Source organism: Enterobacter sp. JBIWA008, assembly GCF_019968765.1.
Taxonomy (GTDB): Bacteria; Pseudomonadota; Gammaproteobacteria; order Enterobacterales; family Enterobacteriaceae; genus Enterobacter.
The window spans coordinates 41,787-66,555 of sequence record NZ_CP074149.1; the positions used below are offsets into that span (position 1 = coordinate 41,787).

The 24,769-nt window shown below is 56.3% G+C and carries 26 protein-coding genes and 1 pseudogene; 11 read left to right on the plus strand and 16 right to left on the minus strand.

The window, feature by feature from the left end; genetic code table 11:
• Window positions 1-114 precede the first annotated feature (114 nt).
• The 5 genes from KGP24_RS00205 to KGP24_RS00225 all read right to left on the minus strand — a co-directional run bounded on the left by KGP24_RS00205 (window position 115) and on the right by KGP24_RS00225 (window position 4,984).
• Window positions 115-1,494: a carbohydrate porin gene (locus KGP24_RS00205; protein ID WP_194401499.1), complete on the minus strand. Its 1,380-nt coding sequence runs from the start codon at window positions 1,492-1,494 to the stop codon at window positions 115-117.
• 136 nt (window positions 1,495-1,630) lie between these two features.
• Entirely contained in the window at window positions 1,631-1,933 is a 303-nt protein-coding gene (locus tag KGP24_RS00210) for a PTS lactose/cellobiose transporter subunit IIA (RefSeq protein WP_029741865.1), read from the minus strand.
• 5 nt (window positions 1,934-1,938) lie between these two features.
• Complete coding sequence (locus KGP24_RS00215; RefSeq protein ID WP_223561961.1) at window positions 1,939-3,315, minus strand: glycoside hydrolase family 1 protein; 1,377 nt, start codon at window positions 3,313-3,315, stop codon at window positions 1,939-1,941.
• 17 nt (window positions 3,316-3,332) lie between these two features.
• Window positions 3,333-4,658 (minus strand): PTS sugar transporter subunit IIC, encoded by a 1,326-nt coding sequence (locus KGP24_RS00220; protein WP_223561962.1) that lies wholly within the window; start codon window positions 4,656-4,658, stop codon window positions 3,333-3,335.
• Window positions 4,659-4,669: 11 nt separating this feature from the next.
• Window positions 4,670-4,984, minus strand: coding sequence for a PTS sugar transporter subunit IIB (locus KGP24_RS00225; protein WP_010426508.1), 315 nt, complete (start codon window positions 4,982-4,984; stop codon window positions 4,670-4,672).
• Between the two features lie 293 nt (window positions 4,985-5,277).
• Between KGP24_RS00225 and KGP24_RS00230 the strand changes: the two genes are divergently transcribed.
• Window positions 5,278-6,228 carry a LacI family DNA-binding transcriptional regulator gene (locus tag KGP24_RS00230; RefSeq protein WP_223561963.1) on the plus strand — a complete coding sequence of 317 codons (951 nt, stop codon included), beginning with the start codon at window positions 5,278-5,280 and terminating at the stop codon, window positions 6,226-6,228.
• 45 nt (window positions 6,229-6,273) lie between these two features.
• Here KGP24_RS00230 and KGP24_RS00235 read toward each other — a convergent pair whose 3' ends face one another.
• Entirely contained in the window at window positions 6,274-6,570 is a 297-nt protein-coding gene (locus KGP24_RS00235; protein WP_223561964.1) for a YicS family protein, read from the minus strand.
• A 140-nt stretch (window positions 6,571-6,710) separates the two neighbouring features.
• Here KGP24_RS00235 and KGP24_RS00240 point away from each other — a divergent pair, with 140 nt between their 5' ends.
• From KGP24_RS00240 to KGP24_RS00255, 4 genes are all read left to right on the plus strand, one after another.
• Window positions 6,711-7,130, plus strand: a complete 420-nt coding sequence (locus KGP24_RS00240) for a GNAT family N-acetyltransferase (protein WP_223561965.1) — start codon at window positions 6,711-6,713, stop codon at window positions 7,128-7,130.
• Between the two features lie 147 nt (window positions 7,131-7,277).
• Window positions 7,278-8,078: a lipoprotein NlpA gene (gene nlpA, locus KGP24_RS00245; RefSeq protein WP_023309849.1), complete on the plus strand. Its 801-nt coding sequence runs from the start codon at window positions 7,278-7,280 to the stop codon at window positions 8,076-8,078.
• Between the two features lie 123 nt (window positions 8,079-8,201).
• Window positions 8,202-8,981, plus strand: coding sequence for an MBL fold metallo-hydrolase (locus tag KGP24_RS00250; RefSeq protein ID WP_223561966.1), 780 nt, complete (start codon window positions 8,202-8,204; stop codon window positions 8,979-8,981).
• A 26-nt stretch (window positions 8,982-9,007) separates the two neighbouring features.
• The gene (locus KGP24_RS00255) at window positions 9,008-9,961 is read left to right on the plus strand and encodes a helix-turn-helix domain-containing protein (RefSeq protein WP_223561967.1); all 954 of its coding nucleotides are present in this window, start codon (window positions 9,008-9,010) and stop codon (window positions 9,959-9,961) included.
• Between the two features lie 28 nt (window positions 9,962-9,989).
• Here the strand turns inward: KGP24_RS00255 and KGP24_RS00260 are convergent, their stop codons facing one another.
• From KGP24_RS00260 to KGP24_RS00275, 4 genes are all read right to left on the minus strand, one after another.
• Window positions 9,990-11,078 (minus strand): AAA family ATPase, encoded by a 1,089-nt coding sequence (locus tag KGP24_RS00260; RefSeq protein WP_223561968.1) that lies wholly within the window; start codon window positions 11,076-11,078, stop codon window positions 9,990-9,992.
• A 145-nt stretch (window positions 11,079-11,223) separates the two neighbouring features.
• Complete coding sequence (locus KGP24_RS00265) at window positions 11,224-12,183, minus strand: DUF523 and DUF1722 domain-containing protein (RefSeq protein ID WP_223561969.1); 960 nt, start codon at window positions 12,181-12,183, stop codon at window positions 11,224-11,226.
• A 102-nt stretch (window positions 12,184-12,285) separates the two neighbouring features.
• Window positions 12,286-12,699, minus strand: a complete 414-nt coding sequence (uraH, locus tag KGP24_RS00270; protein WP_223561970.1) for a hydroxyisourate hydrolase — start codon at window positions 12,697-12,699, stop codon at window positions 12,286-12,288.
• A gap of 99 nt (window positions 12,700-12,798) precedes the next feature.
• Window positions 12,799-13,524 (minus strand): MerR family transcriptional regulator, encoded by a 726-nt coding sequence (locus tag KGP24_RS00275; RefSeq protein ID WP_223561971.1) that lies wholly within the window; start codon window positions 13,522-13,524, stop codon window positions 12,799-12,801.
• Window positions 13,525-13,641: 117 nt separating this feature from the next.
• Between KGP24_RS00275 and KGP24_RS00280 the strand changes: the two genes are divergently transcribed.
• Window positions 13,642-14,166 (plus strand): lipocalin family protein, encoded by a 525-nt coding sequence (locus tag KGP24_RS00280; RefSeq protein ID WP_223561972.1) that lies wholly within the window; start codon window positions 13,642-13,644, stop codon window positions 14,164-14,166.
• A 3-nt stretch (window positions 14,167-14,169) separates the two neighbouring features.
• Here KGP24_RS00280 and KGP24_RS00285 read toward each other — a convergent pair whose 3' ends face one another.
• The 6 genes from KGP24_RS00285 to KGP24_RS00310 are packed head-to-tail and all read right to left on the minus strand — an operon-like array spanning window position 14,170 to window position 20,209.
• The gene (locus KGP24_RS00285) at window positions 14,170-15,180 is read right to left on the minus strand and encodes a fimbrial protein (RefSeq protein WP_223563562.1); all 1,011 of its coding nucleotides are present in this window, start codon (window positions 15,178-15,180) and stop codon (window positions 14,170-14,172) included.
• Window positions 15,180-15,698: a fimbrial protein gene (locus KGP24_RS00290; RefSeq protein ID WP_223561973.1), complete on the minus strand. Its 519-nt coding sequence runs from the start codon at window positions 15,696-15,698 to the stop codon at window positions 15,180-15,182. Before KGP24_RS00290 ends, KGP24_RS00285 begins: the two co-directional genes overlap by 1 nt.
• Window positions 15,689-18,214: a fimbria/pilus outer membrane usher protein gene (locus KGP24_RS00295; protein ID WP_223561974.1), complete on the minus strand. Its 2,526-nt coding sequence runs from the start codon at window positions 18,212-18,214 to the stop codon at window positions 15,689-15,691. Before KGP24_RS00295 ends, KGP24_RS00290 begins: the two co-directional genes overlap by 10 nt.
• 23 nt (window positions 18,215-18,237) lie before the next feature.
• Window positions 18,238-18,915, minus strand: coding sequence for a fimbria/pilus periplasmic chaperone (locus KGP24_RS00300; RefSeq protein ID WP_223561975.1), 678 nt, complete (start codon window positions 18,913-18,915; stop codon window positions 18,238-18,240).
• A 53-nt stretch (window positions 18,916-18,968) separates the two neighbouring features.
• A complete protein-coding gene (locus KGP24_RS00305) occupies window positions 18,969-19,553 on the minus strand; it encodes a fimbrial protein (RefSeq protein ID WP_223561976.1) in 585 nt (194 codons plus the stop codon).
• Between the two features lie 53 nt (window positions 19,554-19,606).
• Window positions 19,607-20,209: a LuxR C-terminal-related transcriptional regulator gene (locus KGP24_RS00310; protein WP_087823667.1), complete on the minus strand. Its 603-nt coding sequence runs from the start codon at window positions 20,207-20,209 to the stop codon at window positions 19,607-19,609.
• 705 nt (window positions 20,210-20,914) lie between these two features.
• Here KGP24_RS00310 and KGP24_RS00315 point away from each other — a divergent pair.
• The 5 genes and pseudogenes from KGP24_RS00315 to KGP24_RS00335 form a co-directional block, all read left to right on the plus strand.
• Complete coding sequence (locus KGP24_RS00315; RefSeq protein WP_223561977.1) at window positions 20,915-21,676, plus strand: winged helix-turn-helix domain-containing protein; 762 nt, start codon at window positions 20,915-20,917, stop codon at window positions 21,674-21,676.
• A gap of 1 nt (window position 21,677) precedes the next feature.
• Window positions 21,678-22,157 carry a hypothetical protein gene (locus KGP24_RS00320; RefSeq protein WP_223561978.1) on the plus strand — a complete coding sequence of 160 codons (480 nt, stop codon included), beginning with the start codon at window positions 21,678-21,680 and terminating at the stop codon, window positions 22,155-22,157.
• Between the two features lie 188 nt (window positions 22,158-22,345).
• Window positions 22,346-23,284, plus strand: a complete 939-nt coding sequence (locus KGP24_RS00325) for a helix-turn-helix domain-containing protein (RefSeq protein WP_223563563.1) — start codon at window positions 22,346-22,348, stop codon at window positions 23,282-23,284.
• An 85-nt stretch (window positions 23,285-23,369) separates the two neighbouring features.
• Window positions 23,370-24,368, plus strand: a complete 999-nt coding sequence (locus KGP24_RS00330) for a class I SAM-dependent methyltransferase (protein ID WP_223561979.1) — start codon at window positions 23,370-23,372, stop codon at window positions 24,366-24,368.
• A 132-nt stretch (window positions 24,369-24,500) separates the two neighbouring features.
• Window positions 24,501-24,614, plus strand: a pseudogene (locus KGP24_RS00335) (GNAT family N-acetyltransferase); the annotation flags it as partial.
• Window positions 24,615-24,769 lie beyond the last annotated feature (155 nt).

Genomic DNA, 24,769 nt, shown 5'->3' on the forward strand with positions numbered 1-24,769 from the left:
GTCAACAGCATAGCATGATAGGGTTCGGCCTGATGCCCTCACCCCGGCCCTCTCCCGCGGGGAAGAGGGAGCAAACACTAAAAACGGCAACTCTCGTTGCCGTTTTGCGTTTACTTAGAACCACGCCTCCCACATCGCGCCGACGTTGAAGTCGTCGAGCGTTTCGTCTTTGGTGTTGTTCACGCGCGCGGTGCGTTCGTTATCCACCTTGCCGCCGGTCACGTAGAAGCGCAGCATCGGGCGGAACTCCGGTCCCATGGCGATAGACATGTTCTGCGACAGGGTCAGCTTCCAGCCCTTGTTGTCGCCGCCGTTGTCGTAATCCACGTGCTGCCAGCCCGCTTCCAGCCAGGTGGAGTGAACGTCGTTCCACCAGTGCATTGGGCGCACGATGGCGTTGTAGTTCTTGCGGTTGTCGGTCTTATCGCGGCTGTTGTCGTAGTCGTGGAAGGCGAGGATGTACTCCACCTGCGTCGCCTGGGTGAATTTGTACAGCCCTTCGAAGCTGGCGTAGACCGTGGTCAGGTCCTCGGTTTTGTTGAACACGCTGTTGTCCGCGTTATCGGAGTAGCGGGCAATCACCTTGTTCACGCCGCTGTCGTTGGTGTGGCTCAGCACCACGCCGCCCTGCCAGGCGTTCAGACGTTCGTCGCTTTCAACCGCTTTCGAATCAAAGCCGTAGTTGGCGTACAGCTCCATGTCGATCGGGCCGAGCTTCATGCCGTGGATTTTCGAGGTTGCGGCATAGTTGCCTTTGTCACCCGTGCCGGAACCGCCGGTACAGGTGATACGCGACGGGTTGGCTTCATCTTCCATCACTTCCGGGCTACAGGATTCCACCGCCGCCACGGCGGCGACGTCAAACTGCACGCCGCCGATGTCGAAGTTCTTCACCCCGGCGCCCTGGCCGTCGTGGTTCATCCAGAAGTAATCGTTGATGCCCTGCTGCGGACGCTGGTGGAAGTCGCGCCCTGCCCAGAAATAGGCGTTCGGGTTAGACGCCATAATGTTGGTCACCCCCGCGTAGGCTTTTTTCAGGTTAACTTCGTCGCCCCAGTGGTCGATCATCACGTTGATGTCCCAGATAGCGCCGTTTTCACCCTTGAAGGCCTTGGAGAGCTGGAATTCCCCGCCGTTGCCTTCGTTGCCCAGACGACCAATCGCGGACGCGCCGTTGTATGAACCGTCCACCGCCACGTATTTCTGATCGGCAGCCTGGAAGTGCGCGCCGTAGCGGGCATAGCCGGTAAATTTCACCCCGAACGGGATCGCCATATCGGGAGATTGCGCCGCGCTTTGCGGCTCGGTCACCACGTCCGCTTTCTTCGCGACCGCCGCATCCATTTTAGCCTGACGTTCGGCCAGGGCTTTATCCACCGCTTTCGCCACAATGGCGTCGATTTGCTCCTGGGTGAATTCCTGTGCGAGCACGGAAATTGGGCAAAGCGCGGCGATAACCGCCATGGTTAATGGAAGTTTTTTAATCGTATTCATGGTTATCTCAATATAGTTTAATTTTATTCAGACAATAACCATCCCGCTCCGATCTGACAGAGTATGTCGCTATCATCAGAACAAGTGGATCTCTATTTAGGGTACAGAGGTATTACAGTAATTATTTCGCCATAGACTATCTCTGATATAAATGAATAATTTCTTCAGATAATTCACGCGCTAATAAGGAATTCATTAAATGATCCTGCGCGTGCACCATAATTAAGGTCATCGGCTGGCGGCCTTCGCCCGCATCCTGCTCGATCAGTTTGGTCTGCATCTTGTGCGCCTGTCGCGCGTAGCCGTCGGCTTCGCGCAGCAGGCTTTTGGCTTCGTCGATGTTGCCCTGACGTGCCGCGTGCAGGGCTTCAAAACACAAGCTGCGGGACTGTCCGGCATTGACGATAATTTCCATTACGGCTTCTTCTAATGCGATCATCATCATTACTCTTTTTCAAAACTATTATTTAACGCGGTGGCGGCAAACCACTCTCCGCTTTTCTTAATGGTGCGTTTCTGCGTCTCTAAATCGAGCTGGATAAAACCGTAGCGGTTTTTATACGCGTTGCACCACGACCAGTTATCTATAAACGTCCACATATGGTAGCCAAGACAATTGCACCCTTCGCTAATACCCTTATGCAGCCAGGCTAAATGTTCGGAAATAAACTCGATGCGGTATTGATCGTTTATCTGGCCATTTTCAATAAAGCGCTGCTCGTTTTCGACGCCCATGCCGTTTTCAGAAATAAAGCAGCGTGGGTTGCCGTAATTGTCGCGCAGGTTAACCAGAATATCGTAAATACCCGGCTCGTAGATTTCCCAGCCGCGGTACGGGTTCATCTTGCGGCCCGGCATCTCGTAGTTATCAAAGAACCACTCCGGCATAAACGGCGCCTGCGGGTTCACCGCGCTGTCGCGACACTTCACGCGACGCGGCTGATAGTAGTTCACGCCGAGCAGGTCGATTTTCCCTTCCGCAATCAGGAAACCGTCTTCCGGTTTGCAGGCGGGTAATTGATCGCAGGATTTCAGCAGCGCTACGAGGTCTGCCGGGTATTCGCCGCGCAGGACCGGGTCAAGGAAGCTGCGGTTAAACATCAGGTCCGCGATGTGCGCCGCCTTCACGTCCGCCGGGTTCTGCGAGCGCGGGTACGACGGCGTCAGGTTTAGCACGATGCCAATCTCCCCCGCGTAATGCCCGGCGCGGTAAGCCTGAACCGCCTTCGCGTGGGCCAGTACGGTGTGGTACGCCGCCGTGGCTGCCCGACGAAAATCCACCACGTTCGGGTAGTGGAAGTCGTACAGATAACCGCCTTCCACCGGCACGATAGGCTCGTTGAAGGTAAACCAGTGCAGCACGCGATCGCCAAACAGCTCAAAGCAAATCTGCGCATAGCGGGCGTAGGCATCCACCACGTCGCGGTTTTCCCAGCCGCCGATTTCCTGCATCGCCATCGGCATGTCGAAATGGAACAGGGTGATGAACGGCGTGATGCCCTGCTCATTCAGCTCATCAATGACCTGATTGTAAAAATCGACCGCTTCCGGGTTCACTTCACCGATACCGTCGGGGATCAGGCGCGCCCAGCTAATCGAGGTGCGAAAGCTGTTGTGGTTCAGCTGCTTTAACAGCTGAATGTCCGTCTTCCAGTGCTGATAGAACGTGGAGGTCTGCTGCGGCCCCACGCCGTTGTGAAAACGGTTCGGCTCGCGGGCAAACCAGTAATCCCACGTGGTTTCCCCCTCTCTTGCCCCTTCCGTCTGGAGAGCGGAGCTTGCGCTGCCCCACCAGAAGTTATCGGGAAATGCGTATTTCATGACTCTTCCTCTTTGACTTAATTGCTGGCGGCTTCAGCGTTACCGACGGTCGCCTGAGCTTTCTGCTCTTCGTTTTTGATGAGCGTACGCTCATAGGCGCGCAGGAACGGCAGGTACATCAGCGCGGACATCACCATACAGACCAGGCACATCACCACCGGGCTCAGCGCCCAGTTCGCCGCCCACGAGGCGCCAATCGGTGCAGGGGTGGTCCACGGGGTTAACGAGACGACCTGCGCCAGCCAGCCGAGTTTGGTTGCCGCGTACGCCAGGCAGGCATTAACCAGCGGAACGAACACGAACGGGATAAACAGCATCGGGTTCATGATGATCGGCGCGCCGAACAGAATCGGTTCGTTGATGTTGAAGAAGCTTGGCACAACGCCCATTTTACCGATGGTGCGCAGGTGGGTAACGCGGCTGCGCAGCAGCAGGAACGCCAGCGGCAGCGTGGAGCCTACGCCGCCAATCAGCAGGTAGTGATCCCAGAAGCCCTGCAGGTAAACGTGCGGCAGCGCCGCGCCTGCGGCGAGTGCCGCCTGGTTTGCCGAGAGGTTCGCCATCCAGAACGGGTTCATGATGCCGGTGACAATCAGCGAGCCGTGAATACCGGCGAACCAGAATATCTGGCACAGCAGCACGGAGAGCAGAATGGCGGGCAGGGAGTCAGACGCGGATACCAGCGGCTCCAGCAGGTGCATGATTGCCTGCGGAATAATCATCCCCGTTTGCGCTTCGATGAACAGGTTCAGCGGGTGCAGCGTGCCGATCACCACCATCACCGGGATCAGGATCTCGAACGAACGCGCCACGCCGGTCGGCACTTCCTTCGGCAGGCGAATGGTCACGTTGTTCTGCTTCAGCCACGCATACACGCGGGTGGCGTAAATGGCGGTGATCAGCGCGGTAAAAATGCCCTGGCCGGAGAGATACTGGGTCGAGATCTTGCCGTCGGCATACGGTGCGGCGACCAGCAGGAAGGCCATAAAGGCCAGCAGGCCGGACATCACCGGGTCGAGGTTAAACTGACGCCCGAGGCTCGCCCCAATCCCCACCGAGATGAAGAAGGTCATCACGCCCATGCTGAGGTTAAACGGCAGCATCAGCTGTTCGCGGTAGGTCTGGGAGAAATCCAGCCAGCCGCGGGCGAAGCTGTTGGTGGTATCCGCTGAGAACGGCGGGAAGATGAACACCAGCATAAACGAGCCGATGATCATAAACGGCAGCGCGGCGGTAAAGCCGTCGCGGATGGCAATCACATACTTTTGCTGCCCCAGCTTTGCGGCCAGCGGGGTAATTGACTGCTCAATCACCGCGACCATGGATTGATATAACGAACTCATGTGAACACCTTTTAGTGTGCCGCTTCGATGAGCGACAGAGCATAGTCCAGTACCTTATCGCCACGCTGCATGCCGTAGTCCATCATGTCGATGGGCTGTACCGGAATGCCTTGCGTCGCCGCCTTGTCTGAGAGTGTCTTTAACATGTATTTCACTTGCGGTCCGAGAAGGACAACCTGGTATTGCGGAAACTGCGTATCAAATTCGGAAACACCGTACGCATCAATCTTCACCGGCAAACCACGTTCTTTCGCGACATCGACCATTTTGCTGACCAGCAGGCTGGTGGACATCCCGGCAGAGCAGCACAGCATAATCTTGAACATCGACAACCATCCTCTAAATGTAAAAAGTTATTGCGAGGATGATTGGACATGATACGGAAACCGGTTTCCATTTATAAAAGACAGAAGTGTGACAACCATCAAGATCCCTTACTTATGAGGCTAATTAACCGGATGCTGGTCACATAATTTGGCTGTTTTGACATCATTTTGAGTGGAAACGGAAAATCGGTTTCCATGGAAAACGGAAACGGATATACTCCGTTCTGGCTATATTGTGAGCCGAAGCGGTGATGGAATTTGCAGGCGCGAGGTAAGCCTGCCAGGGGAAAGAGATGTCGACAATCAATGATGTATCACGTCTTGCCGGGGTGTCTAAAGCCACGGTATCGCGAGTGTTGAGTGGGTCGCGTGGCGTTAAGGAAGCCAGCCGGCAGGCCGTTCTGAAAGCCGTGGATGAGCTGAACTATCGTCCCAACGTGATTGCCCAGTCGCTGCTGAGCCAGTCGACGGGATGTATTGGCGTGATTTGCGCGCAGGAAAATATTAACCAGACCACCGGTTATCTGTACGCGCTGGAAAAACAGCTCAGCCAGCATCAAAAACACCTGCTGCTGCGCTTCGCGCATAGCAAAGCGGAAGTGATGCACGCCCTTGAAGAACTCTCCTGCGGGCTTTGCGATGACATCCTGGTGATTGGCGCCCGTTTCCCGCTGGACGTCGATATGGAAAACGTCATTCTGGTGGACTGCATGGAATCTGATAATTCCAACAGCATCCAGTTCGATCACGCCTTTGCCGCCGAAACCGCCTGTAACTACCTCACCAGCCAGGGGCGTCGCCAGATTGCGCTGATCCACCCCCACGGCAGCGGGTTTGCCGACCAGGTGCTGCTCGGCTACAAGCACGCGCTGGAGAAAAATTTCCTGCCCTTTAATCGCAACCTGGTCTTTATGGACGCGACCTCCTCCTCCGTTGCGCTGCAGGAGCTGCTTAACAACGCCAGCACGCTGAACTTCAACGCGCTGCTGGTGGCCGACGAGCAGGAAGCCCAGCGGGTGATCCCGCAGCTGCAGGCATTTAATAAATCGGTGCCGGACGACATCATGGTCTTTAGCCTGGCCGGATCGCTGCACCTGCCGGGTATTCCGGTGATCCCGGCGATTGAATATTCCATGGACGCGATGGCGGCGCGCATTGTGAGCTGGCTGACGGAGAAAACGCAGATGCTCGGGTCCTATGTTCTGCGTGGGGATTTAATTATTCCGGATATGCGAAAGCGTTAAATCAGTTTTCCAGGCCGGGTAAGCGCAGCGCCACCCGGCGAGAACTTAATAATCTTCCATACAATCCACCTGACCAATCGCCGCCCAGTAGGCATCCAGGTTGTCGCGCTTCACGGCGGTAACGGCATTTTTGATCAGCAGCTGATTGGCCTCGGACGACAAAATCATCTCCTGCCAGGCTTTATCGCTCTGCTTTTTCTGTGGCGTACAGGTTTTCTTAATATCTTTAAGGACCTGCTGCTTTATTTGCGCCTCTTTCGCGGGGTCATCCTTTTCCTGAGCATGGACAAACGCGGCGAAGAGCAGACAAACCAGCAGGCAGACCAGGTGCGCAGCTTTCATCAACAACCCCCTTTAGAAGCCACATGCTTCCCATGAAATATATCGTTACATTCAGTGTAGCGACGCCAGCCGAAAGTATGAATTTTCTCTACGATGCGTGTGTGAGATAGTGAAACGGCACAGATAACAAGGAGAAAAATATGCACCTGAGCATTACTCATGCGGTTACGGCGCAGGAAAAAGACGAGTTACTCACGGGCCTGAGAGCCTACAATGCGCAGTTTCTGGACCTATCCACATTCAGCGGAGATATTGGCGTTTACGTGCGGGACGAAAACGGCGTCATGCTCGGCGGGCTCATTGGGGTGCGTAAAGGCGACTGGCTGAATATCGACTTTCTCTGGGTGAGCGATGCCGTGCGCGGATCCGGCGTCGGCAGCCAGCTTATCAAAACCGCAGAAGACGAAGCCCGACGCAAAGGCTGCAAGCACGCGCTGGTCGATACCGCCAGCTTCCAGGCGCGCCCGTTCTATGAAAAACAGGGCTACCGGCTGCAAATGTCTTTACAGGATTATCCTTATCCGGGCATGCAGCGGCATTATCTGGCGAAAGCGCTTTAAGCCCTGAATCTGTAGGCCGGGTAAGCGAAGCGCCACCCGGCAATACCCGCATATAACCGATCCTTCTTATTGATTCTTTTTCGTTTTTTATTTCACCGCCTCGTTGTCGATATAGTCACTACAACATTCAGCAAAAGGAACTGTCTTGTGAAACGTCGATTGGGTGCTCTGGTACTGGCTGGCCTGCTGCTTGCAGGGTGCGATCAAAGTGGCAGCGATGCCAAACACATTAAAGTGGGCGTCATCAACGGCGCTGAGCAGGACGTGGCGGAAGTCGCCAAAAAGGTGGCAAAAGAGAAATATGGCCTGGACGTGGAGCTGGTCGGCTTCAGCGGCTCGCTGTTGCCCAACGATGCCACCAACCAGGGAGAACTGGATGCCAACGTCTTCCAGCATCGTCCGTTCCTCGCTGAGGATAACAAGGCGCATAACTACAAGCTGGTGGCCGTGGCGAACACCTTTGTTTTCCCGATGGCCGGCTATTCCCGCAAAATCAAATCCGTGTCTGACCTGAAGGACGGAGCAACCATTGCCATTCCAAACGACCCGACCAATCTTGGCCGCGCGCTGTTGCTGCTGCAAAAAGAGAAGCTCATTACCCTGAAGCCGGACACCGGGCTGCTGCCGACGGCGCTGGATATCACCGCCAACCCTAAACAGCTGAAAATTATGGAGCTGGAAGGGGCACAGCTGCCGCGCGTGCTGGACGATCCGAAAGTGGATGTCGCCATCATCAGCACTACCTATATTCAGCAAACCGGGCTGTCGCCGGTGCATGACAGCGTCTTTATCGAAGACAAAAATTCGCCGTACGTGAACATCGTGGTGACGCGCGAAGACAACAAGGACGCGGAGAACGTGAAGGAATTTATCCAGTCGTATCAGTCGCCTGAGGTAGCGAAAGCGGCGGAGACGATCTTTAACGGTGGGGCGGTGCCGGGCTGGTAAAAAAAATCTGACGGAAAAGGGTGGCTTAAATTGGCCCGATTTCATCGGTAATCGCCCTTTAACCCACTGCGGCAAGTGCGATGGCTGGCTATCCTCCTTATCACACCAACCGGAGGATAGCCCATGAACATTACCCACATTCGCAACGCCACCCAGCTGATTACCTACGCCGGAAAACGTCTTTTAATCGACCCGATGCTGGCCCCGAAGGGGGCTTATCCGGGCTTTCCCGGCACGGCGTATGCTGAACGCCGTAACCCGATGGTCGAACTCCCCGTTGACGTCAACACGCTGCTGAACGCCGACGCGGTGATCGTCACCCATACCCATGACGATCACTGGGATCGCGCCGCGGCGGAGCTGATCGCCAAAGACAAACCGATCTACGTGCAAAACGACGCGGACGCCGCGCTGCTGCGCAGCCAGGGGTTTAGCAACCTGACGGTCATGACCGACGCGACCTTCTTCGGCGATATTCAGATTACGAAAACCCACGGCGGCCAGCACGGTACCGATCGCGCATACGCCGTGCCCGAACTGGCGGAGCGGCTGGGCGAGGCCTGTGGCGTGGTGCTGCGTCATCCCGATGAGAAGACGCTTTATCTTGCCGGGGATACCGTCTGGCGTGACGAGGTGGCGGCCGATCTGCAAAAGCACCGGCCGGACGTGGTGGTGCTGAACGCTGGCTTTGCCCACGTCATTGGTTTTGGACCCATTATTATGGGGCAGGAAGATGTGCTTAACGTCCATTTCCTGCTGCCGCAGGCCAACATTGTGGCGAGCCATATGGAGGCCATTAACCACTGCCTGTTGACCCGCAGCGCGCTGCGTGAATACGTAGAAGCCAACCAGGTGGGTGACGCGGTGAGTATTCCTGAGGATGGCGAAACCGTTATATTCTGAGTGTATGAAAGGGAAAGGAGAGACAGATGTCGCTAATCAACGTCGCGATAGTCGCGGTAGACGGGTTCAGCCCGTTCCACTACTCCGTTCCCTGCATTCTTTTTGGCGATTCGGTCTCCGGAGAAAAACGCTTTAACGTGACGATCTGCGCCGAAACGCCGGGGTTCATCAGCTCAAAAGACGGATTTGCCCTCAACGCCACGCAGGATTTTACCGCCATTGGGCAGGCCGATATAGTCGTCGTTCCCTACTGGCAGCACGTTCTTGAGCGTCCGCCGCAGACGCTGCTCGACAGCCTGGTGCAGGCGAGAGACAACGGCGCGGAAATCGTCGGGCTGTGTCTGGGGTCGTTTGTGCTGGCCTATGCGGGGCTCCTCGACGGCAAGCGTGCGGCCACCCACTGGGAGTTCGAACATCAGTTCCAGTCCCTTTTCCCGAACGTTCAGCTGGATATTAATGCCCTTTACGTGGATGACGGCAATATCATCACCTCTGCCGGTACCGCGGCCGCGCTGGACTGCTGCCTGTATCTCATTCGCCAGCGTTTTGGCAGCGTGGTCGCTAACCAGATTGCCCGTCGGATGATTGTCCCTCCCCACCGCGAGGGCGGGCAGGCGCAGTTCATCGCCCAGCCGGTACCCAAAGATACCCGCGACGGACGCATTAACTGCCTGATTGACTATCTTCAGCAGCACATCACCGAACCACATAGTCTGGACTCGCTGGCGGAGGTGGTTTCGATGAGCCGCCGCACCCTGACCCGTCACTTTATTAAAGCCACGGGGATGAGCGTCGCCGACTGGCTTACCGCCGAGCGCCTGCGGCGCAGCCAGATCCTGCTTGAAGCCGGAAATATGCCGATTGAACGCGTGGCCGAGCTGGTGGGATTTAATTCCGCCGTCACCTGGCGACAGCAGTTTAAGGCGCGTTTTGGGGTCAGTCCGGCGGAGTGGCGTAAGACCTTTCGGACTCATTTGTAGGCCGGGTAAGCGCAGCGCCACCCGGCGTTTACCCCAGCCTCTCCACCCTCGTCTCCCCCTCCACCATCGACAGCTGATACAGCGAAAAAGACCGCTGCTTCTCAATCAACTGCGCCAGCTCCGGCGAGTGGCTGGTGAGCCAGATTTGCGAGTAGCGGCTGGCCTCGGCGATTAAGCTCGCCAGGGCGGGCAGCATCTGCGGGTGCAGGCTATTTTCCGGTTCGTTCAACGCGATAAACGCCGGTGGGCGCGGGCTTAACAGCGCTACCGCAAGGCACAGAAAGCGCAGGGTGCCGTCAGAGAACTCCGCTGGTTCCAGCGGTCTGCTCAGCCCCTCGCGCTGCATCATCATCCGGAAACGTCCGCCGGTGTTGTCGCTGTAAAACACGCAGCCGGGGAAGGCCTGGTCGAGGATGCGCATCAGCAGCAGCTCGTCGCCAATTTCGACGATGGTCTGAAACGCTGCCGCCAGGTTGGCACCGTCGCTGGCCAGCACCGGGGAGCGGAAACCGACCTGCGGGGCGCGCATTGCCGAGCCGGATGAGACGGAAAACTCATGATAAAAGCGCCAGTTACGCAGAGACTCGCGCATCTGCGACACTTCCGGGTAAAGGTGCGGTTCGCCGAGTTGGCCGAATACCGATTCGTTCTCGTACAGCGTGCCGCTGTGGGTCACTTTCTCGTGATGCACGTTGTTCAGAAACACCGCCTGGTTCTTACGCTTCATCAGCTGTGACGAAGGCCGACGGTGCTGACTGCTCAGCCAGATGGACTCCTCTTTGATCACCGGATCGAGCTGAAACTGCGAGGGATAAGGCAGCTTCTCCACAAACCCGACCTGCAGCTCGTATTCGTAGGTCTCTGTTTCCACCGCCAGATTCATCCGCCGCAGCTGGTCGCTGCGGGTTTTGCCTGCCCAGAACACCTTCAGAATGCCGCCCTCGTTCGCCAGCGCCTGGGAAAACTGCCCCTGGGCGGCGCTGTGCATCAGGTGTATCGCCTTGTAAATATTGGATTTCCCGGTGCCGTTCGGCCCAAAGACGATGTTGAGCTGCTCCAGCTCCAGCGACATGTCGCGGATGGATCGGTAGTTTTGAATGTGCAGGGTGTTGATCACAGGCAGGCCCCTTTTGCAGAATAAGCCTGTATATAATCACAGTCTTTGAGATGAAATGCAAAAAAGAGACGACAGTGAGGATGTCGTCTAAACGGGGTACTGCTTTGGGCCTCTAAGGGTCAATGGGGCCTTCGCATTTTTATGATCACTTGACTGCCAGACGCAGACCCAAATCATCAGGATAGGGATCAAAGTAGTTTTGCGTCATCAGATACCGGTCGGGGTATTCGGCCAGGTAGTGCTTCAGCAGCGTAATCGGAGCGAGAATAGGCAACTGTCCGTTGCGATAGTGCAGGATCACGTCGCGCAGCTCGCCGCGCTGGCGGGTGTTCAGCTGGTTACGGAAATATCCCTGAATATGCATCAGCACGTTGGTGTGATTCTTCCGCGAGGCGGGTTTTTTCAGGATGGTCATCAGCTTTTCCCGGTACGCCACGAAAAAGGCGTCCAGGTCTTCCCACTCGTGCAGCGAGGCAACGAACGGGCCGATTTCACGGTAGCCCGCCTGATGGTGCGCCAGCAGTTGCAATTTATAGCGGCTGTGGAAATCCAGCAGCGCGCGGCGCGTCAGACCTTTAGCGCGCAGCGTGTTTAGCTCGTGCAGGGCAAATACCCGCTCGATAAAGTTTTCCCGCAGCACCGGGTCGTGCAGCCGACCGTCTTCCTCGACGGGCAGCCACGGGTAGGTTTCAAGAAGGGCGGCGGTGAACAGCCCGACGCCCTCCTTGCGGCCCCGGTTGCCGTTTTCATCGTACAGCCGCACGCGTTCCAGGCCGCAGCTTGGGGATTTTGCACAGACGATAAATCCCGACAGATCGCCGATTTTTGGCAGATAGTCCGCCGTAAAGTTGGCCATTTTCTGCGTGAGGTCATCATGAGGCGGCTTGCTGAAACGGAGCTGCGTTTCGCCGCTGTCCGTCAGCGTCAGGCGTATGGCCGGCCGAGGGGTCGGCAGGCCGATGGCCATTTCCGGGCAGACGGGCCTGAAATTCACCCACTGGGCCAGCTCATCCATGACGAAGCCCATACGCTTGTGTCCGCCGTCAAAGCGAACGGCGGATCCGGTCAAACATCCGCTAATACCGAGTACAGGTTTCGTTGTCATGGTGTAGTCCTCCCGTTCATATAATTAAAACTTACACAACATGACTAATTTGTCCAAGTATTAGCGGAACTATTTTTTTTATTCCTTTAGAATCAATGCGTCTTAGCTGCCCTTGTAGGTCGAGTAACCGTACTGGCTCAGCAGAAGCGGGATGTGCAGCTTCTCGTTGGTGCGTGTCACGGTAAACAGCACCGGGATCTCCGGGAAGAATGAGTCCAGCTTTTTGCCGTGGAAGTAATCTGCGGTTTTGAAGGTCACTTTATACACGCCAGGCTGCATGTCCTGATCCTGCGGATAGAGCGATTTGATGCGGCCGTCGTGGTCGGTTTTGCCGCTGGCAATCGGGGTCCATTTGTCCTGCTGCTGTTTCTCCAGCGTAACGGTCACGTCTGATGGCGGCATCCCGGTTTGCTGGTCGAGGATGTGTACACTCAGGGTGCCAGCAGGAGCGGCGCTAAAGGCAGCAGGGGCAAAGGCCATAGAGGCCAGGATGAGCAGAGGGGCAGTTTTTTTCATGGTGTTTTCCTGTTGAGTTATTTGTCACAGGAAAACGTTAGCATCTGCGGCGCGGGAAAATATTCAACTTTTCGTGAAGATTCCCACAGCAGAAAATGATCAGAGGATAATCACTTCAAGCGATACCTGCTGCTGCCACTGCTCCACCTGCTTTTTCCGCCCGGCGGTGAGTTTGCCGCTGGTGACCAGAAGCCATTTGCGCTCCGGGAAAATTTCCGGTGCCAGCGCGTCAGGCGGAACCGGCAGGATGTCGATTCGGTGGCCCTGCCCGGTGCGCGTGAGGGCTTCGAGCCAGATTTCGCACGGGTCGTTCAGGTGCCAGCCGCTAAGCAAAATGTTATCGCCCGGCGCTTTTTTATCGCCCTCGAGGCAAAACGAGGTGTAGGCCATGATGATGCCGTCGAGGATCGCGCGCAGGGTCATGGCGGCGGCGACGTTGGCCGAGACCTGGCTGCGCAGCGGGCGCAGCACGTTCGCGACCAGCTCCGGCCTTGGGTACTCGCGTCCGGCGTCATAAATCATCTGGCGCAGGGACTCGACCTTGCCGTCCTGCAGGCGTTGCAGCATGTTCTGCTGCAGGGTTTGCCAGTTGTTGGTCCGTCCCGGCGTCGGGCGTTCCAGCAGCGGTTTGACCTGGCCAATCGGGACGCCCTTTTTGACCCAGTCGAGGATTTTCAGCGCCTGCTGGACGTCCGCATCGCTGTACTGGCGGTGGCCGCCTTCCGTGCGCTGTGGCTTGAGTAAACCATAGCGACGCTGCCACGCCCGCAGGGTGGTGGCGGTAATGCCGCTGAGTCTGGCGAATTCGCCGATGGAGTAAGCCATGTCCGTGTCCAGAGTGGAGGAATACTCTCAATATACTACGAATTTTCCCGAACGGGATGAAGTGCCGAAACGGTGCACTACACTTAACATCCAACCGTGCAAATGAAAGGAATTCTCATGAAGCTATGGCCTGTTGTGACCGGTGTTGCTATTGCGCTGACGCTGGTCGCCTGTAAATCCCCTACGCCGCCGAAAGGCGTTCAGCCTATTACCAATTTTGACGCCAGCCGCTATCTCGGAAAATGGTACGAGGTCGCCCGTCTGGAAAACCGCTTTGAACGCGGGCTGGAGCAGGTGACCGCCACCTACGGCAAGCGCAGCGACGGCGGCATCAGCGTGCTCAACCGGGGTTACGATCCGGTGAAAAACAAGTGGAACGAGAGCGAGGGGAAAGCGTATTTCACCGGCGAGCCGACCACCGCCGCGCTGAAGGTGTCTTTCTTCGGCCCGTTCTACGGCGGCTATAACGTGATCAGGCTCGACGATAAGTACCAGTACGCGCTGGTCAGCGGCCCAAACCGCGACTACCTGTGGATCCTGTCGCGCACGCCGACGATCCCGGATGCGGTGAAGCAGGATTACCTGAACACCGCGCGCAGTCTGGGGTTCCGAACCGATCAGCTGGTGTGGGTGAAGCAGTAGCCCCTACTGGTAGGAAAACGTAATGCTGGCCAGCGCGTTGGCCGAGCCGGGGACCAGTTCGCCGGTTCGGATGTACTGCGCCTGGAACGGTAACGTGAGCGTCTGCGCCGCCGTGGTGCTCTGGATTAAGAACTGTCCGGTCGCACCCGCGGCCGAGCTGTCCGGCCCCATCATCAGCGGCCCGCTGCCGTTGTAGAAAAACTGCACCCCAACGCCGGACGCCGTGGAGTCTCCGGTCAGGGTCACCACCGACGAGGTGTTCGACGGCGTGGTCTGATCGGTCATCACCGCATGAACCGCCACGTTCGCGTCGCAGGTCAGGCCGACGGTAAACGTCCCCGATGGCGACGTGCTTCCCACCGTGGGCAGAGTGCGAATATCAATGGTGCCCAGCGCCACGCTGGCGTTTTTGCTGCCGACCGTACACCCGCTGGCGGTCACCGTGATGGTGGTCGGGCTGATGATGACCTGTGCCGTTTTCGTTTCGTTGTTATAGGCGGTGAGCACCGCGGCGTTGATAGTCGGGATGTTATAGACGCCGGATTTCAGGGCAGCACCGGTTTTAATAAAGGTGACCTTTGCAGACCATCCCAGATCCTGGGCAAACCCACTGGTGCCCTCTGCCGGGTAGCTTTGCGTGATACCGGTTTGCAGGGGGATATATTTTGTACTCTTAAAATCCTTCAGCCCGATGATATACCCCACGCCCGGTACGCCGGTCTCAAAAATGGTGTAATTCGCGCCGTCGACGGTGACCGTCGCACCGCTTGAGATGGCGCTGCTGCTGGGCTGCAGCGTGCCTTTGCTGCAGGTAAAAATAAGCCCACACCAGAACACCTGCTGCACGCTGGCGGTGGCGCTCCAGGTCGAGCCGATTATACTGCCCGGCACCACGGAATCCGCTGGCCCGCTGTAGGTCATCGGCTGAGGTGAGAGCGTAATGTCCGATTTCCAGTCCAGAGCCTGCACGCTGGCGCAGAAAAGTAATCCGCTGAGAAGAAACGCTAAACGCATCATAGATACTCCGTTGTCCAGGTGGCGAGGGCTGACACATCGCCGGCGCTCACCGGCGTAGCGGTGGCAACCAGCTGCGCGTAGAAGGTCATCTGTACGCTGTCATCCCCCGCCGTTCCGTATGCAGTGGTCTTTGTATTCAGGGGAATGAGTACGCTCTCTTTATCGAGGATCTGCACCGCCACGCCGGTAGCGCCACCGTCGGCAATTTTCAGCAGCTGCGGGTTGGCATCATCCGGCGTACCGCTGAAGCGGATTTTTACGCCAGCAAACGTTGGCCCGCACGCTTCAAGCCTGAGCGTGAAGGGCGTTTTGATATTGCTGACGGCCCCGGCACGGCTGAACTGTTTAATACCAATGGTGCCCAGCGGCACGTTTTGCTCCCCGGAGTCCTGCGCCACCACGCAGGTGTTGCCGATCAAATTGCCGGTGACGGAGACCAGCACGTCGTAGCCGCGAACGGGGAGCGTTAAAACCAGCAGCAGCGCAATGCAGCCGATCCGAAGCGTTACTGACATACCACCTCCTGAGAATAAAGACCGGTGCGGGCGCTGTAGTGCTGCTTGTTTAAGGCATAGGTAATGGCGCAGCGCTGACGGCTGCCGCGGCCCCACACGGCGTTCAGCGTGCCCTTCTCTGACAAACCGGACAGATACAGGCTGCCGCCATCGCCAACGATGCCGCTGGTTTTGTCATCATCGAGCGAGACCAGCGTGCCGAAGGGGAGCACGTCGTTGCCGTGACGCACGATAAACATCGCTTTTGCCCCCTGGTGCGTGGTGAAGGTGGCGCGAACCAGGGCACCGTCGGTAGGCGTTATGTTGGCGATGGCGTTTTCCAGCTCCACGTCGTTGCCGGCGGTCGTCACGTCCAGCGCGACCTGGTTAACGCGGTACGGCGTGGCGTACGGGATTACCGCGTAGCCACGGCCGTCCGTTTTGATGCCCTTATGGTTAAGCACGGCGACGCGGCTGGCCCCCGGCGCTTTCACCAGAATGTTGGTATTCCCGAGCGGCTGGCTCAGCGTCAGGCCATCTTCATGCACTACCGCGCCGCCGCTGATGCCGTAGCTGAGGTTGCGGGAGTCGCTGGCGTAGCTGTAGCCCAGGTTGTAGTCTCCCCACGCGCCTTCGTATTGCAGGGTGGCATCGCCGCCGTAGTGCTGTCGGGAGCTGTAGCGCTGGTTGACGCTATAGAACAGATTCTCCTCACCCGGCAGGTAGCCGCTCACGCCCGTGCTGGTGGTTGTGCCGGTGGAGTCCGCATGGGTCGTGGTAAAGCGCGCGCGGGTCGACAGCGTCGGGTTGCCCAGCGGGACCGAAATCGACATCGACAGGATGTTATCTTTCTTGTCGTCATACAGGCTCGAGCTTCGCTGGACGCTGACGCCAAGCGACACATTACGAAACGTGGCGTTCCACGCAAACTGCAGGCTTTGCGTGGTATTTGACGTGTTCCAGTAGGTCTGCTGATCCCACGACAGTGACAGCGAGCCGTATTGTCCCATTGGCTGCGACAGCAGCAGCTGGTTTTTTGCCTTACGCGACATGCGCAGGTTGTACACGGTGTCGTATTGGGTGGTGACGGTGCCATCGTCTTCCACCGTCTGCTTTGGCGATCCGCCCGACATGCCTTTGTACGTGGTGTCGCTGAGGGTATAAAACCCTTTCGTGGAGTAGCGCAGCGAGAAGAAGTTAACCCGCGTGCCAATGTCGTTCAGCAGCTTGCTGTAGCGCAGGCGCACCGAATCACCGGTATAGTGCCGATCGTCCGCCAGCTGGCTGCGGGCGTGGGTCAGGTCGATGGAGTAGGCGCCAAAGCGGCCGAGGTTTTGCCCAAACCCGAGGGCCAGGCCGTTATAGCGATCGGCAAACTGCGCCCCGCCGTAAAACGTCAGGCCGTATCGCCAGCCGTAGAACAGCTCGCCCTGCGCGAAAGAGGGCGCGTCCTGATTGCCCGTCGGACGGTATTTCCCGGCGCCCAGGGCATATTTCACCTGTCCGTTACGCACCAGGTTCGGCACGCTGGCAAAGGGAAGCGTGTATTGCGTTTTGCTGCCGTCGTTCTCCTGAATGGTGACCGCCAGATCGCCTCCCGAGGAGGTCGGGTAGAGATCTTTCAGCACAAACGCCCCCGGCGGGACGGAGGTTTGATAGATGATGTTGCCGTTCTGGCGAACCGTGACCGTGGCGTTGCTGCGCGCGATGCCGCGAACGTCAGGCGCATAGCCGCTGAGGCTGGCGGGCAGCATGTTGTCATCGGTTTTCAGGGCGATACCGCGCAGGCCCACGGAGTCGAAGACCTGCGCCGAGGTGTACGTCTCCCCGGCATACACCTGCGCGTGCAGGGCGTGAATATCGCGCTGCAGCCAGGTCTGAACGTGGGTGAGCTCATTGCTGTCTTTGGTCCACGTGGTGAAATCACGCAACCGCCACGCGCCCAGGTTAACGCCGCTGTTGAGGCTTGCAAACAGCTGCTGTTCCCGCGTGCGCGTCTCGCCGCGATACTCATTGTTCGAGCCATTGACCACGTAATTCAGCCACGCGGCAGGAATGCCCGTCTCCCAGCTTTCCGGGCTGACGTACCCGCGCGGCAAATTGCGCATCGCACTTTGCGGTACTGTGAAGCTTAGGGTGAGTGTCTTCTGGTCCAGATCAAACTGCGTATCCGCAAACGCCTTCGTTAAGAAGATGCAGCGCTGCGCCAGCGGCAGGCCGCCGCCCTTCGCCTGATGGCTATCGATGCCCAGCGCGGCGAATTGTTCAGGCGTGAGGCAGGGCAGCGCTTCACCCGTGCTGTCTTCATCAAGGCGGAACGTGACGTTACCCGTGAACGCATAATTCGTATTGATATACACGTTGAGGTTGTAATCACCCGGCGGCAACGCGCTCCCGGCGTTGACCCAGGCGAGATCGGCGCTGTTAGCGCTCTCGCCGTTGAGGAACGCGGGGTTAAATTGCAGCTCGCTTTCAGCAGCCACGGCTTGCCGAATCACCAGGGAGATCACCGTGGCGCACAGGATTTTTATTTTCACGTGGTCACGCCTTACTGTTTTTATTATTGGGATAACGACGCGCGCGTGGCGGGGGTCCATGCCCCGTAATCGTTAATGGTCTGATAGCTCATGCTGCCCGCATGGCTGAAGGTTTCGGCCAGCGTCACGCTGCCTTTCGGGGGCACCATCACCGGCTGCACCGGCATACCGTCAATTTTCACGTTGATGGTGGTGAGGTAGTACGGCGTGGGGTTGCTGAGCGTGACTTTTCCGGCTCGATAGGCACCGGCCAGTTTTTTCCACGCCTCTCCCGGGCTCTCACTGAGTCCTTCCGGGCGATAAAAGACCTTGATGCGGTTAGCCGACGCAAACTGCAGCGTATTACCGGCGCCGCTTTTCGCCTGCTGGGGGATGGCTTTGACCGTCATCCAGTAGAGCGTCTCCCGATCCTCTGGCAGGGCTTTGCCGTTAAACATGATTTTCACCGCGCTTTCGCTGGCCGGCTTCATGACGTACAGCGGCGGCGTGATCACGAAGTCGTTGGTGCGTTCGCCTTTCTCATTCTCCATCCACGACTGGATGAGGAACGTAGCGTCGGGATGGGTGTTTCTCACCTGCATCATGGCCTGGCTGGTGGCGCTGGAGTAGACCATTCGCGTTGCACCCAGCCCCACGCCGCCGGCATAGACGGCGGAGGAACATAACGCGCCCGCCAGGCAAATCCATGTGTTTACGCGCATAGTGCTTCTCCTGAAAGCTAAGACAGGCCCGGCTCGCAGACCGGGCCTGAAGATTACGAATAGGTTACGGTGTAGGTCGCGACGGCGCTGGCATCACCCGCGGTGGCGCCGCCCTTCGGCGAGTAATATTTCGCGCTGAAGTTCAGGGTGTTGGCACCCTTACGCAGAGGAATGGCCGCAGCAGGTTCACCCAGGTTCACCACGTTGCCCTGCTCGTCATAAAGGCGAATAGCCACGTTTTGCGCAGAGTTGGCGCTGCCGTTTGCCCCGACGGACAAGCTATTTACATCGGTAGTGTCCGGCGTGCCGGTGAAGGTGACAGCCACGGTTGTGGCGGCAATCGGGTTCTCATCCGTAGAGGCTGAGGTATCGGCGATTTCGCAATCTTCCAGGGTGATGGCAAACGTTTTTGCCGTGCTGGCAACGCTGCCGGCGGTCGCCAGCGTTGCGGTACGCACTTCACCCATATCTACGTCAATGTTGGCGCTTCCTGCGCTGATGGCGCAGGCGGAGGTCACCACTTTGCCGCTAAAGTTCACCGTGCCGCCGCTGGTGCCGGCAGCCAGGGCCGTGCCCGCTGGCAGTAATGCCGCAATAGCGATCGCGAGCAGCGTTTTATTATTGAATTGAGCTTTCATTGTCCTGATTCCATTATGGTGTTATGTCGAGATTTGCTCTGAAAGCAGCAGGTCTAACTGGTTAAAAAGACCAGCAAATCTGTCTTGTTCCTGAGCCCGAGTTTTCTTATCGCTGAGCTTTTTAACGCGCTGACACGACGGTAAGAAAGCTGCTCTGTTTCGGCGATGTAACGCATATCCAGACCCTTTCGTAGTTCCTTCAATACCCTCCATTCACCCGGCGTCAGCGATAACGCCGTGGGTTTTTTTAGTGGGCGATAACGGCTATCGACCATTTTTAATACGCTGGCTCGCCAGTGATAAAGCGGGTCCTGCAGCGAGAGATAGGCGTCTATTTCACCGCGTATCCACAGCCAGGAATTTGCCGGTGCGGAATACATGCAAATAAGTACGTCGGGATAAAGTACTTTCATCTTCCTGATATATTTCAGGCAGTCATATCCCGCGTGATATTTCTCCATGCCGGATAAAAAAATCACGTCGACCGGTGCGGCTGCGAGTATCGTTTCGATCTCCGCATAATTATCGATCGATGCTGTAATCTGCATAGCCGGGACAATATTTTTTAATAACGCGGCGATCCCCTGGCGCGCAAAGTGATCTCCACCCAATAGCGCGATATTAAGATGACGTGTGTTGTTGAGCTTATTCGCCATGTCATTCCCTCGATTTATAATTGTAATGAGACTCGTCTATCTGGCAGAACGATGCCTGTATTTTCGAAGCAATTAAGCATTGCACGGTGTGAGCCCACTATACTCAGGGCGTAAAAGAGGTAACCTGAATTAATCTTAATTTGTTTTAAGTACGGTTTAGGTGTAGCGTCAATTTCTCCTCGCTGAACCGGCTTTTGCTTTTTGCCTGTAAATAATCATACCGGTAGTTTTTATTGAAAAGTTAGCTTTAATAAATGTTTTGTAAGGAAATAGTCTGGAGACGTCATGCGACGCGGGTTGTTACTGACGGTGGCTAACAGTTTCGCACCGAAATTGTTAATTAAGACGACAGCTTTCGAATTGGTCGAAACTTCGAAATACGCTGGCAGAACGCGCCCTCTCTGCTTTTTATTAAAAAAACAAATTAAGCACGCTGAATAATTCAGACAATGATGGCTAAAGCGTTCAACGGGCGCCTTTGTCGAGTTTTGTCAGTGTCAAGACGGCTTTAAATGGCGGTTAAGAAAACTTCAGGCCAGTCAGATAAAGAGAAAGGAAAAATAAGATTTTTCGCCAGGCGCCAGGATATACAGTTGCGCATTTATCCGTCACATTAATCCTTACACAGGCGAGGGATACGCAGGTTAACCATGAAGGGAATCTACTGGAGCAACAGGCGTTGACCGGAGGTATTTAGCCCATTCTATGCATAAGCATTACATTATTAATGGCCTGGTAGAGTTTCATCCAGCAGCCAGCACATTACGCGATCTCAACAATCCTGACCGGGTGGTGGTATTAAATTCCCCGGCGGGGCGCTGTTTGTTGTTATTAATAGAAAGAGTCGGAAGTATTGTGACTCAACAGGAGTGCATGGATATTGTCTGGCAGCGCCGGGGGATGCTGGTTTCGCCTAATACCTACTACCAGAATATTTCTATTCTGCGTAAGGGGCTGAAGAAAGTGGGGTTTGAAACCGATCCAATTGTCACAATCCCGCGGATTGGACTGACGCTCGCAAGCGATACGCAAATCACCATTAAAGAGATGCAGCCGCAGGCTGAAGAGGAAGAATGTGCTGCTCCGGATGTTTGCGAAGAGACCGTAGCCCCGACGGTCTCGACACGCCGCTTCTGGCTGCCGGGCGCGCTGGTGCTATTGCTGATGCTGGCTGGCGTGAGCGTTATCAGCCATAACCTGGTGCATGACAGCTATTTCGTCGACGGGTACCGCTTCGCGATGAAGATGGGCGAATGTCAGCTCTATTTTTCTCGCGATATTGAAACGCAGCGCGATCGGGATAAAGCCCTGGCCTATGCCGCCCCGTTTAAGGACCAGTGCGCGAACTACCCCTGGGTGTACGTTAGCGGCTACATCCTGCTGCCTCGCGCATCGGTCATTCGCTGTGACAGGCCGATGACGGAACCCAACCGCTGTATGTCCGATTATTTTATAGAGGATCGCTAGTATGGTTCGCTACCGTCAAACGCTTGTTGCGCTCTGCCTGTGCCTGTTGATGGGGGCTGTCGTGGCGGCGTATTACCTCTGGCATCGCCATTACATCCAGCCCTTTTCCTGCCAGGCGAACTTTATTCAGCATCACCGTGATGAAACGCTCTCTCTGTGGCTGAATTACACCGTGGAGGGTAACAGCGGAATACTCAGTATGAATGGCCGGCTGAAAAGCGATCCCACGAAGACCCTGAATCGCAAAGTTTTCTTTCAGATTGAGCGCAAAGACAGCGTCTATAATCTGACGTCCATACGCAATATGAAATTTCCGGACGACAACATCAGCGACAGCTGGCTGGAGAAGTACGAGCCCTTATTTTTTATCTATGCGAATAAGAATATTTATATGCGTATTAAGAAACAGCAGAATGAGAATTATTTATTTATTCTGGGCACGCTGCCTACCTATGTGTGCCACACGTCAAAAAACGGATAGCGACAGGGAGAAATGTTTTTAAGTTTTGCGGGCATCATTTATGCTTGATTTAACAGCCAGGGCCTATCTTAGGAAAATATAACAGCAACAATAATGTTGCGATAATGTAATTACTCTTCGGCAAGTTAATGAAAAATATAATTGATGATAGCGTCAGAATGACGCCTGCACGGAATAAATCCCTGCATATGGGTTTACTCCTGTGGCCCCATTTCTCGCTTTTCGCATATTCAGGATTAATAGAGGCGTTACGTATTGCATCCAGCGTCCAGAAGCGTAGCCAGAAAATACGCTTTAAACTCAGCCTGATAAGCACTTATCCCGACTTAGCGGTAGTCAGCAGCTCAGGGCTCAGCGTGCGGCCTGAGGCTGCCCATGCGCCGCCCGGCGACTTCGACTATATTGCGGCGATCGGCGGAGGTCTGGAGCATCTTCACCAGGGACACCGTGGCGACAGAGCGTTTCTCACGGAGGCTTATCACAACAACGTTCCCCTGATTGGTATTGGTACCGGCAGCTTTATTCTGGCGGAGGAAGGCTTACTGAACGAGCGCCGCGCCTCGATTCATCCTCATCACCATGACGTTTTCACGCAACGCTTTCCGCAGGTTTATGCTGAGCAAGGCCTCGATTTTATCGACGAAGGCGATGTGCTGACCTGCCCGGGCGGGATCTCAACGCTCACCCTGGTAACGTCGCTGATCCGCGCCCACGGGGGAGACGACATTGCAGCCACCACCTCCCGGCGGCTATCCCTTCCTCCGAATGACGCCGCCACGCCGCGGCCTGCGAATATCGCCATGATCTCTGATTCACGGCTGCGCAGGGCGGTGACGATCGTCGAACAGTATCTGACTCACCCGCTGAACGCCGCCAGGCTCGCGCAGGACGTTAAGCTGAGCGAACGCCAGCTTAACCGCCTGTTTCACGCCGAGTTTGGCAAAACGGCGCGGGAATTTATTCGCAGCGCCAGGCTACGCTATGCCTGCTGGCTGCTGAAAAACTCTCAGCAAAGCGTGACGGATATTGCGCGACGGATGCGGTTTAGCGACTGCGCCCATTTTATTCGTCATTTTCAGACCGAGTACGGCTGCACGCCGGGGGTATGGCGCACGTCGCAGAACTGATGCACCTATTTCGTGCTTTCTTCGTAGGGTATTACGGGCTCGCCTGGATAGACTTCCGTTAAAAGCCCAACGGAGGGAAGACGACATGAACTGGCAGCCTTTTTGCGGCAATGCACCGGAAAATATGACAATTTTGAGCGCGTCCTTTCCCGATGTCAGCGACCAGTGGCCGATGAAAGACGATGCTGCCCGTGAGATCGCCTCGCTTGACCGCGCGCTGAAAGCCGAGCCCGCGCTCCGGCCACCGAGGGTGGAATACGACGAAGGGGGGCAGGCCGTGCTTGTTCCCCAGAACCGCTATTCCGAACAGGCTTTCCGTAACCGCCCGGCGCTCACCGCGTGGCGCACCAGGCTGGTGCCTTCCGCGCTGGCGCTGTTTGTGGTGCAAAACCCGCTGGAAGATCGCCTGCCAGACGGCACGAAAATGGACAGCGACAGCCGCCAGTGGTTTATCCACGCTAACGATGCGGTTGGCGTGCGTTCCCGCGCCCGGGTGCTGGCCGCGCTGGTGGATAAGTACATTCACAATGAAAGCGAGAACAACTGGATCAGCCTCGCGAGCGGCGCCGCTATCCCTGTGCTGGAGGCGCTGCGTGAAGCAAAGCTCGATGGCCAGCGGGTGTATCTCACGCTGGTGGATAAAGACCCGGTGGCGCTGAGCTGGGCCGAAACCATGGCGGCGCAGGAAGGGATTGTGGTGGGCGAACAGCTGACTCTGCTCAGGCGCAACCTGCTCCATACGCTGGTGCGTAACGAGGACCTGCTGCTGGAGCTGGGCGAGCAGCAGGCCGAACTGGTCGACGCGCTGGGGATCTTCGAATACTTCAACGATACCGATGCGGTGATTTTTCTCCAGCGCGCGCTGCGGCTGGTCAAGCCCGGCGGGGCGGTGATTGTGTCGAACATGCTGACCAGCAGCCCGCAAATTGACTTTGTGCTGCGGGGTATCGGCTGGGAGGATATTCACCCGAGGTCGTTACAGCAGCTTCAGGATATTCACCTGGCGGCGGGCGTGCCGGTGGAAAACGTCACCGTGGTGGTGCCGAAGGATGGGGTGTATGCGGTGATGGAGATTAAAGCTTAGCACGACCGGTTCCCTCTCCCTGAGGGTGAGGGTTAGGGTGAGGGGGGAACAAGGCGCACAGAGTGACTTGAATGAATTAGGTTTTCCAGACACGATCCGCCCATGAAAATAGAAACCGCACTCCCCTCGCATCTGCCTAACTTCAAGGTCGTGATAGCTCGCGATGACGCAGGCATTATTCACGGCTTTTTAGGCGTGGATGAAAACCCAATTGAAATGCTGTTTGTTGATGACGCGAGCCGGGGGATTTGGTTGAGAGTATTAGCTGATAGCAGAAAAAATTAACTGAACCGGAAGATATATGGAAATGAAATTAAGGAAGCGGTATTGAGTCTGGGAGTATGAATGTTTTATCTGCACTTGATACATCATAGATATATTATTGGGTTGCTTCTATTCTT

What these genes read in the sequence shown, in the direction of transcription:
- KGP24_RS00205 (WP_194401499.1), bottom strand. Translation starts at nt 1,494, where the DNA reads ATGAATACGATTAAAAAACTTCCATTAACCATGGCGGTTATCGCCGCG.
- KGP24_RS00210 (WP_029741865.1), bottom strand. Translation starts at nt 1,933, where the DNA reads ATGATCGCATTAGAAGAAGCCGTAATGGAAATTATCGTCAATGCCGGA.
- KGP24_RS00215 (WP_223561961.1), bottom strand. Translation starts at nt 3,315, where the DNA reads ATGAAATACGCATTTCCCGATAACTTCTGGTGGGGCAGCGCAAGCTCC.
- KGP24_RS00220 (WP_223561962.1), bottom strand. Translation starts at nt 4,658, where the DNA reads ATGAGTTCGTTATATCAATCCATGGTCGCGGTGATTGAGCAGTCAATT.
- KGP24_RS00225 (WP_010426508.1), bottom strand. Translation starts at nt 4,984, where the DNA reads ATGTTCAAGATTATGCTGTGCTGCTCTGCCGGGATGTCCACCAGCCTG.
- KGP24_RS00230 (WP_223561963.1), top strand. Translation starts at nt 5,278, where the DNA reads ATGTCGACAATCAATGATGTATCACGTCTTGCCGGGGTGTCTAAAGCC.
- KGP24_RS00235 (WP_223561964.1), bottom strand. Translation starts at nt 6,570, where the DNA reads ATGAAAGCTGCGCACCTGGTCTGCCTGCTGGTTTGTCTGCTCTTCGCC.
- KGP24_RS00240 (WP_223561965.1), top strand. Translation starts at nt 6,711, where the DNA reads ATGCACCTGAGCATTACTCATGCGGTTACGGCGCAGGAAAAAGACGAG.
- KGP24_RS00250 (WP_223561966.1), top strand. Translation starts at nt 8,202, where the DNA reads ATGAACATTACCCACATTCGCAACGCCACCCAGCTGATTACCTACGCC.
- KGP24_RS00255 (WP_223561967.1), top strand. Translation starts at nt 9,008, where the DNA reads ATGTCGCTAATCAACGTCGCGATAGTCGCGGTAGACGGGTTCAGCCCG.
- KGP24_RS00265 (WP_223561969.1), bottom strand. Translation starts at nt 12,183, where the DNA reads ATGACAACGAAACCTGTACTCGGTATTAGCGGATGTTTGACCGGATCC.
- uraH (WP_223561970.1), bottom strand. Translation starts at nt 12,699, where the DNA reads ATGAAAAAAACTGCCCCTCTGCTCATCCTGGCCTCTATGGCCTTTGCC.
- KGP24_RS00275 (WP_223561971.1), bottom strand. Translation starts at nt 13,524, where the DNA reads ATGGCTTACTCCATCGGCGAATTCGCCAGACTCAGCGGCATTACCGCC.
- KGP24_RS00280 (WP_223561972.1), top strand. Translation starts at nt 13,642, where the DNA reads ATGAAGCTATGGCCTGTTGTGACCGGTGTTGCTATTGCGCTGACGCTG.
- KGP24_RS00285 (WP_223563562.1), bottom strand. Translation starts at nt 15,180, where the DNA reads ATGCGTTTAGCGTTTCTTCTCAGCGGATTACTTTTCTGCGCCAGCGTG.
- KGP24_RS00290 (WP_223561973.1), bottom strand. Translation starts at nt 15,698, where the DNA reads ATGTCAGTAACGCTTCGGATCGGCTGCATTGCGCTGCTGCTGGTTTTA.
- KGP24_RS00300 (WP_223561975.1), bottom strand. Translation starts at nt 18,915, where the DNA reads ATGCGCGTAAACACATGGATTTGCCTGGCGGGCGCGTTATGTTCCTCC.
- KGP24_RS00305 (WP_223561976.1), bottom strand. Translation starts at nt 19,553, where the DNA reads ATGAAAGCTCAATTCAATAATAAAACGCTGCTCGCGATCGCTATTGCG.
- KGP24_RS00310 (WP_087823667.1), bottom strand. Translation starts at nt 20,209, where the DNA reads ATGGCGAATAAGCTCAACAACACACGTCATCTTAATATCGCGCTATTG.
- KGP24_RS00315 (WP_223561977.1), top strand. Translation starts at nt 20,915, where the DNA reads ATGCATAAGCATTACATTATTAATGGCCTGGTAGAGTTTCATCCAGCA.
- KGP24_RS00320 (WP_223561978.1), top strand. Translation starts at nt 21,678, where the DNA reads ATGGTTCGCTACCGTCAAACGCTTGTTGCGCTCTGCCTGTGCCTGTTG.
- KGP24_RS00325 (WP_223563563.1), top strand. Translation starts at nt 22,346, where the DNA reads ATGGGTTTACTCCTGTGGCCCCATTTCTCGCTTTTCGCATATTCAGGA.
- KGP24_RS00330 (WP_223561979.1), top strand. Translation starts at nt 23,370, where the DNA reads ATGAACTGGCAGCCTTTTTGCGGCAATGCACCGGAAAATATGACAATT.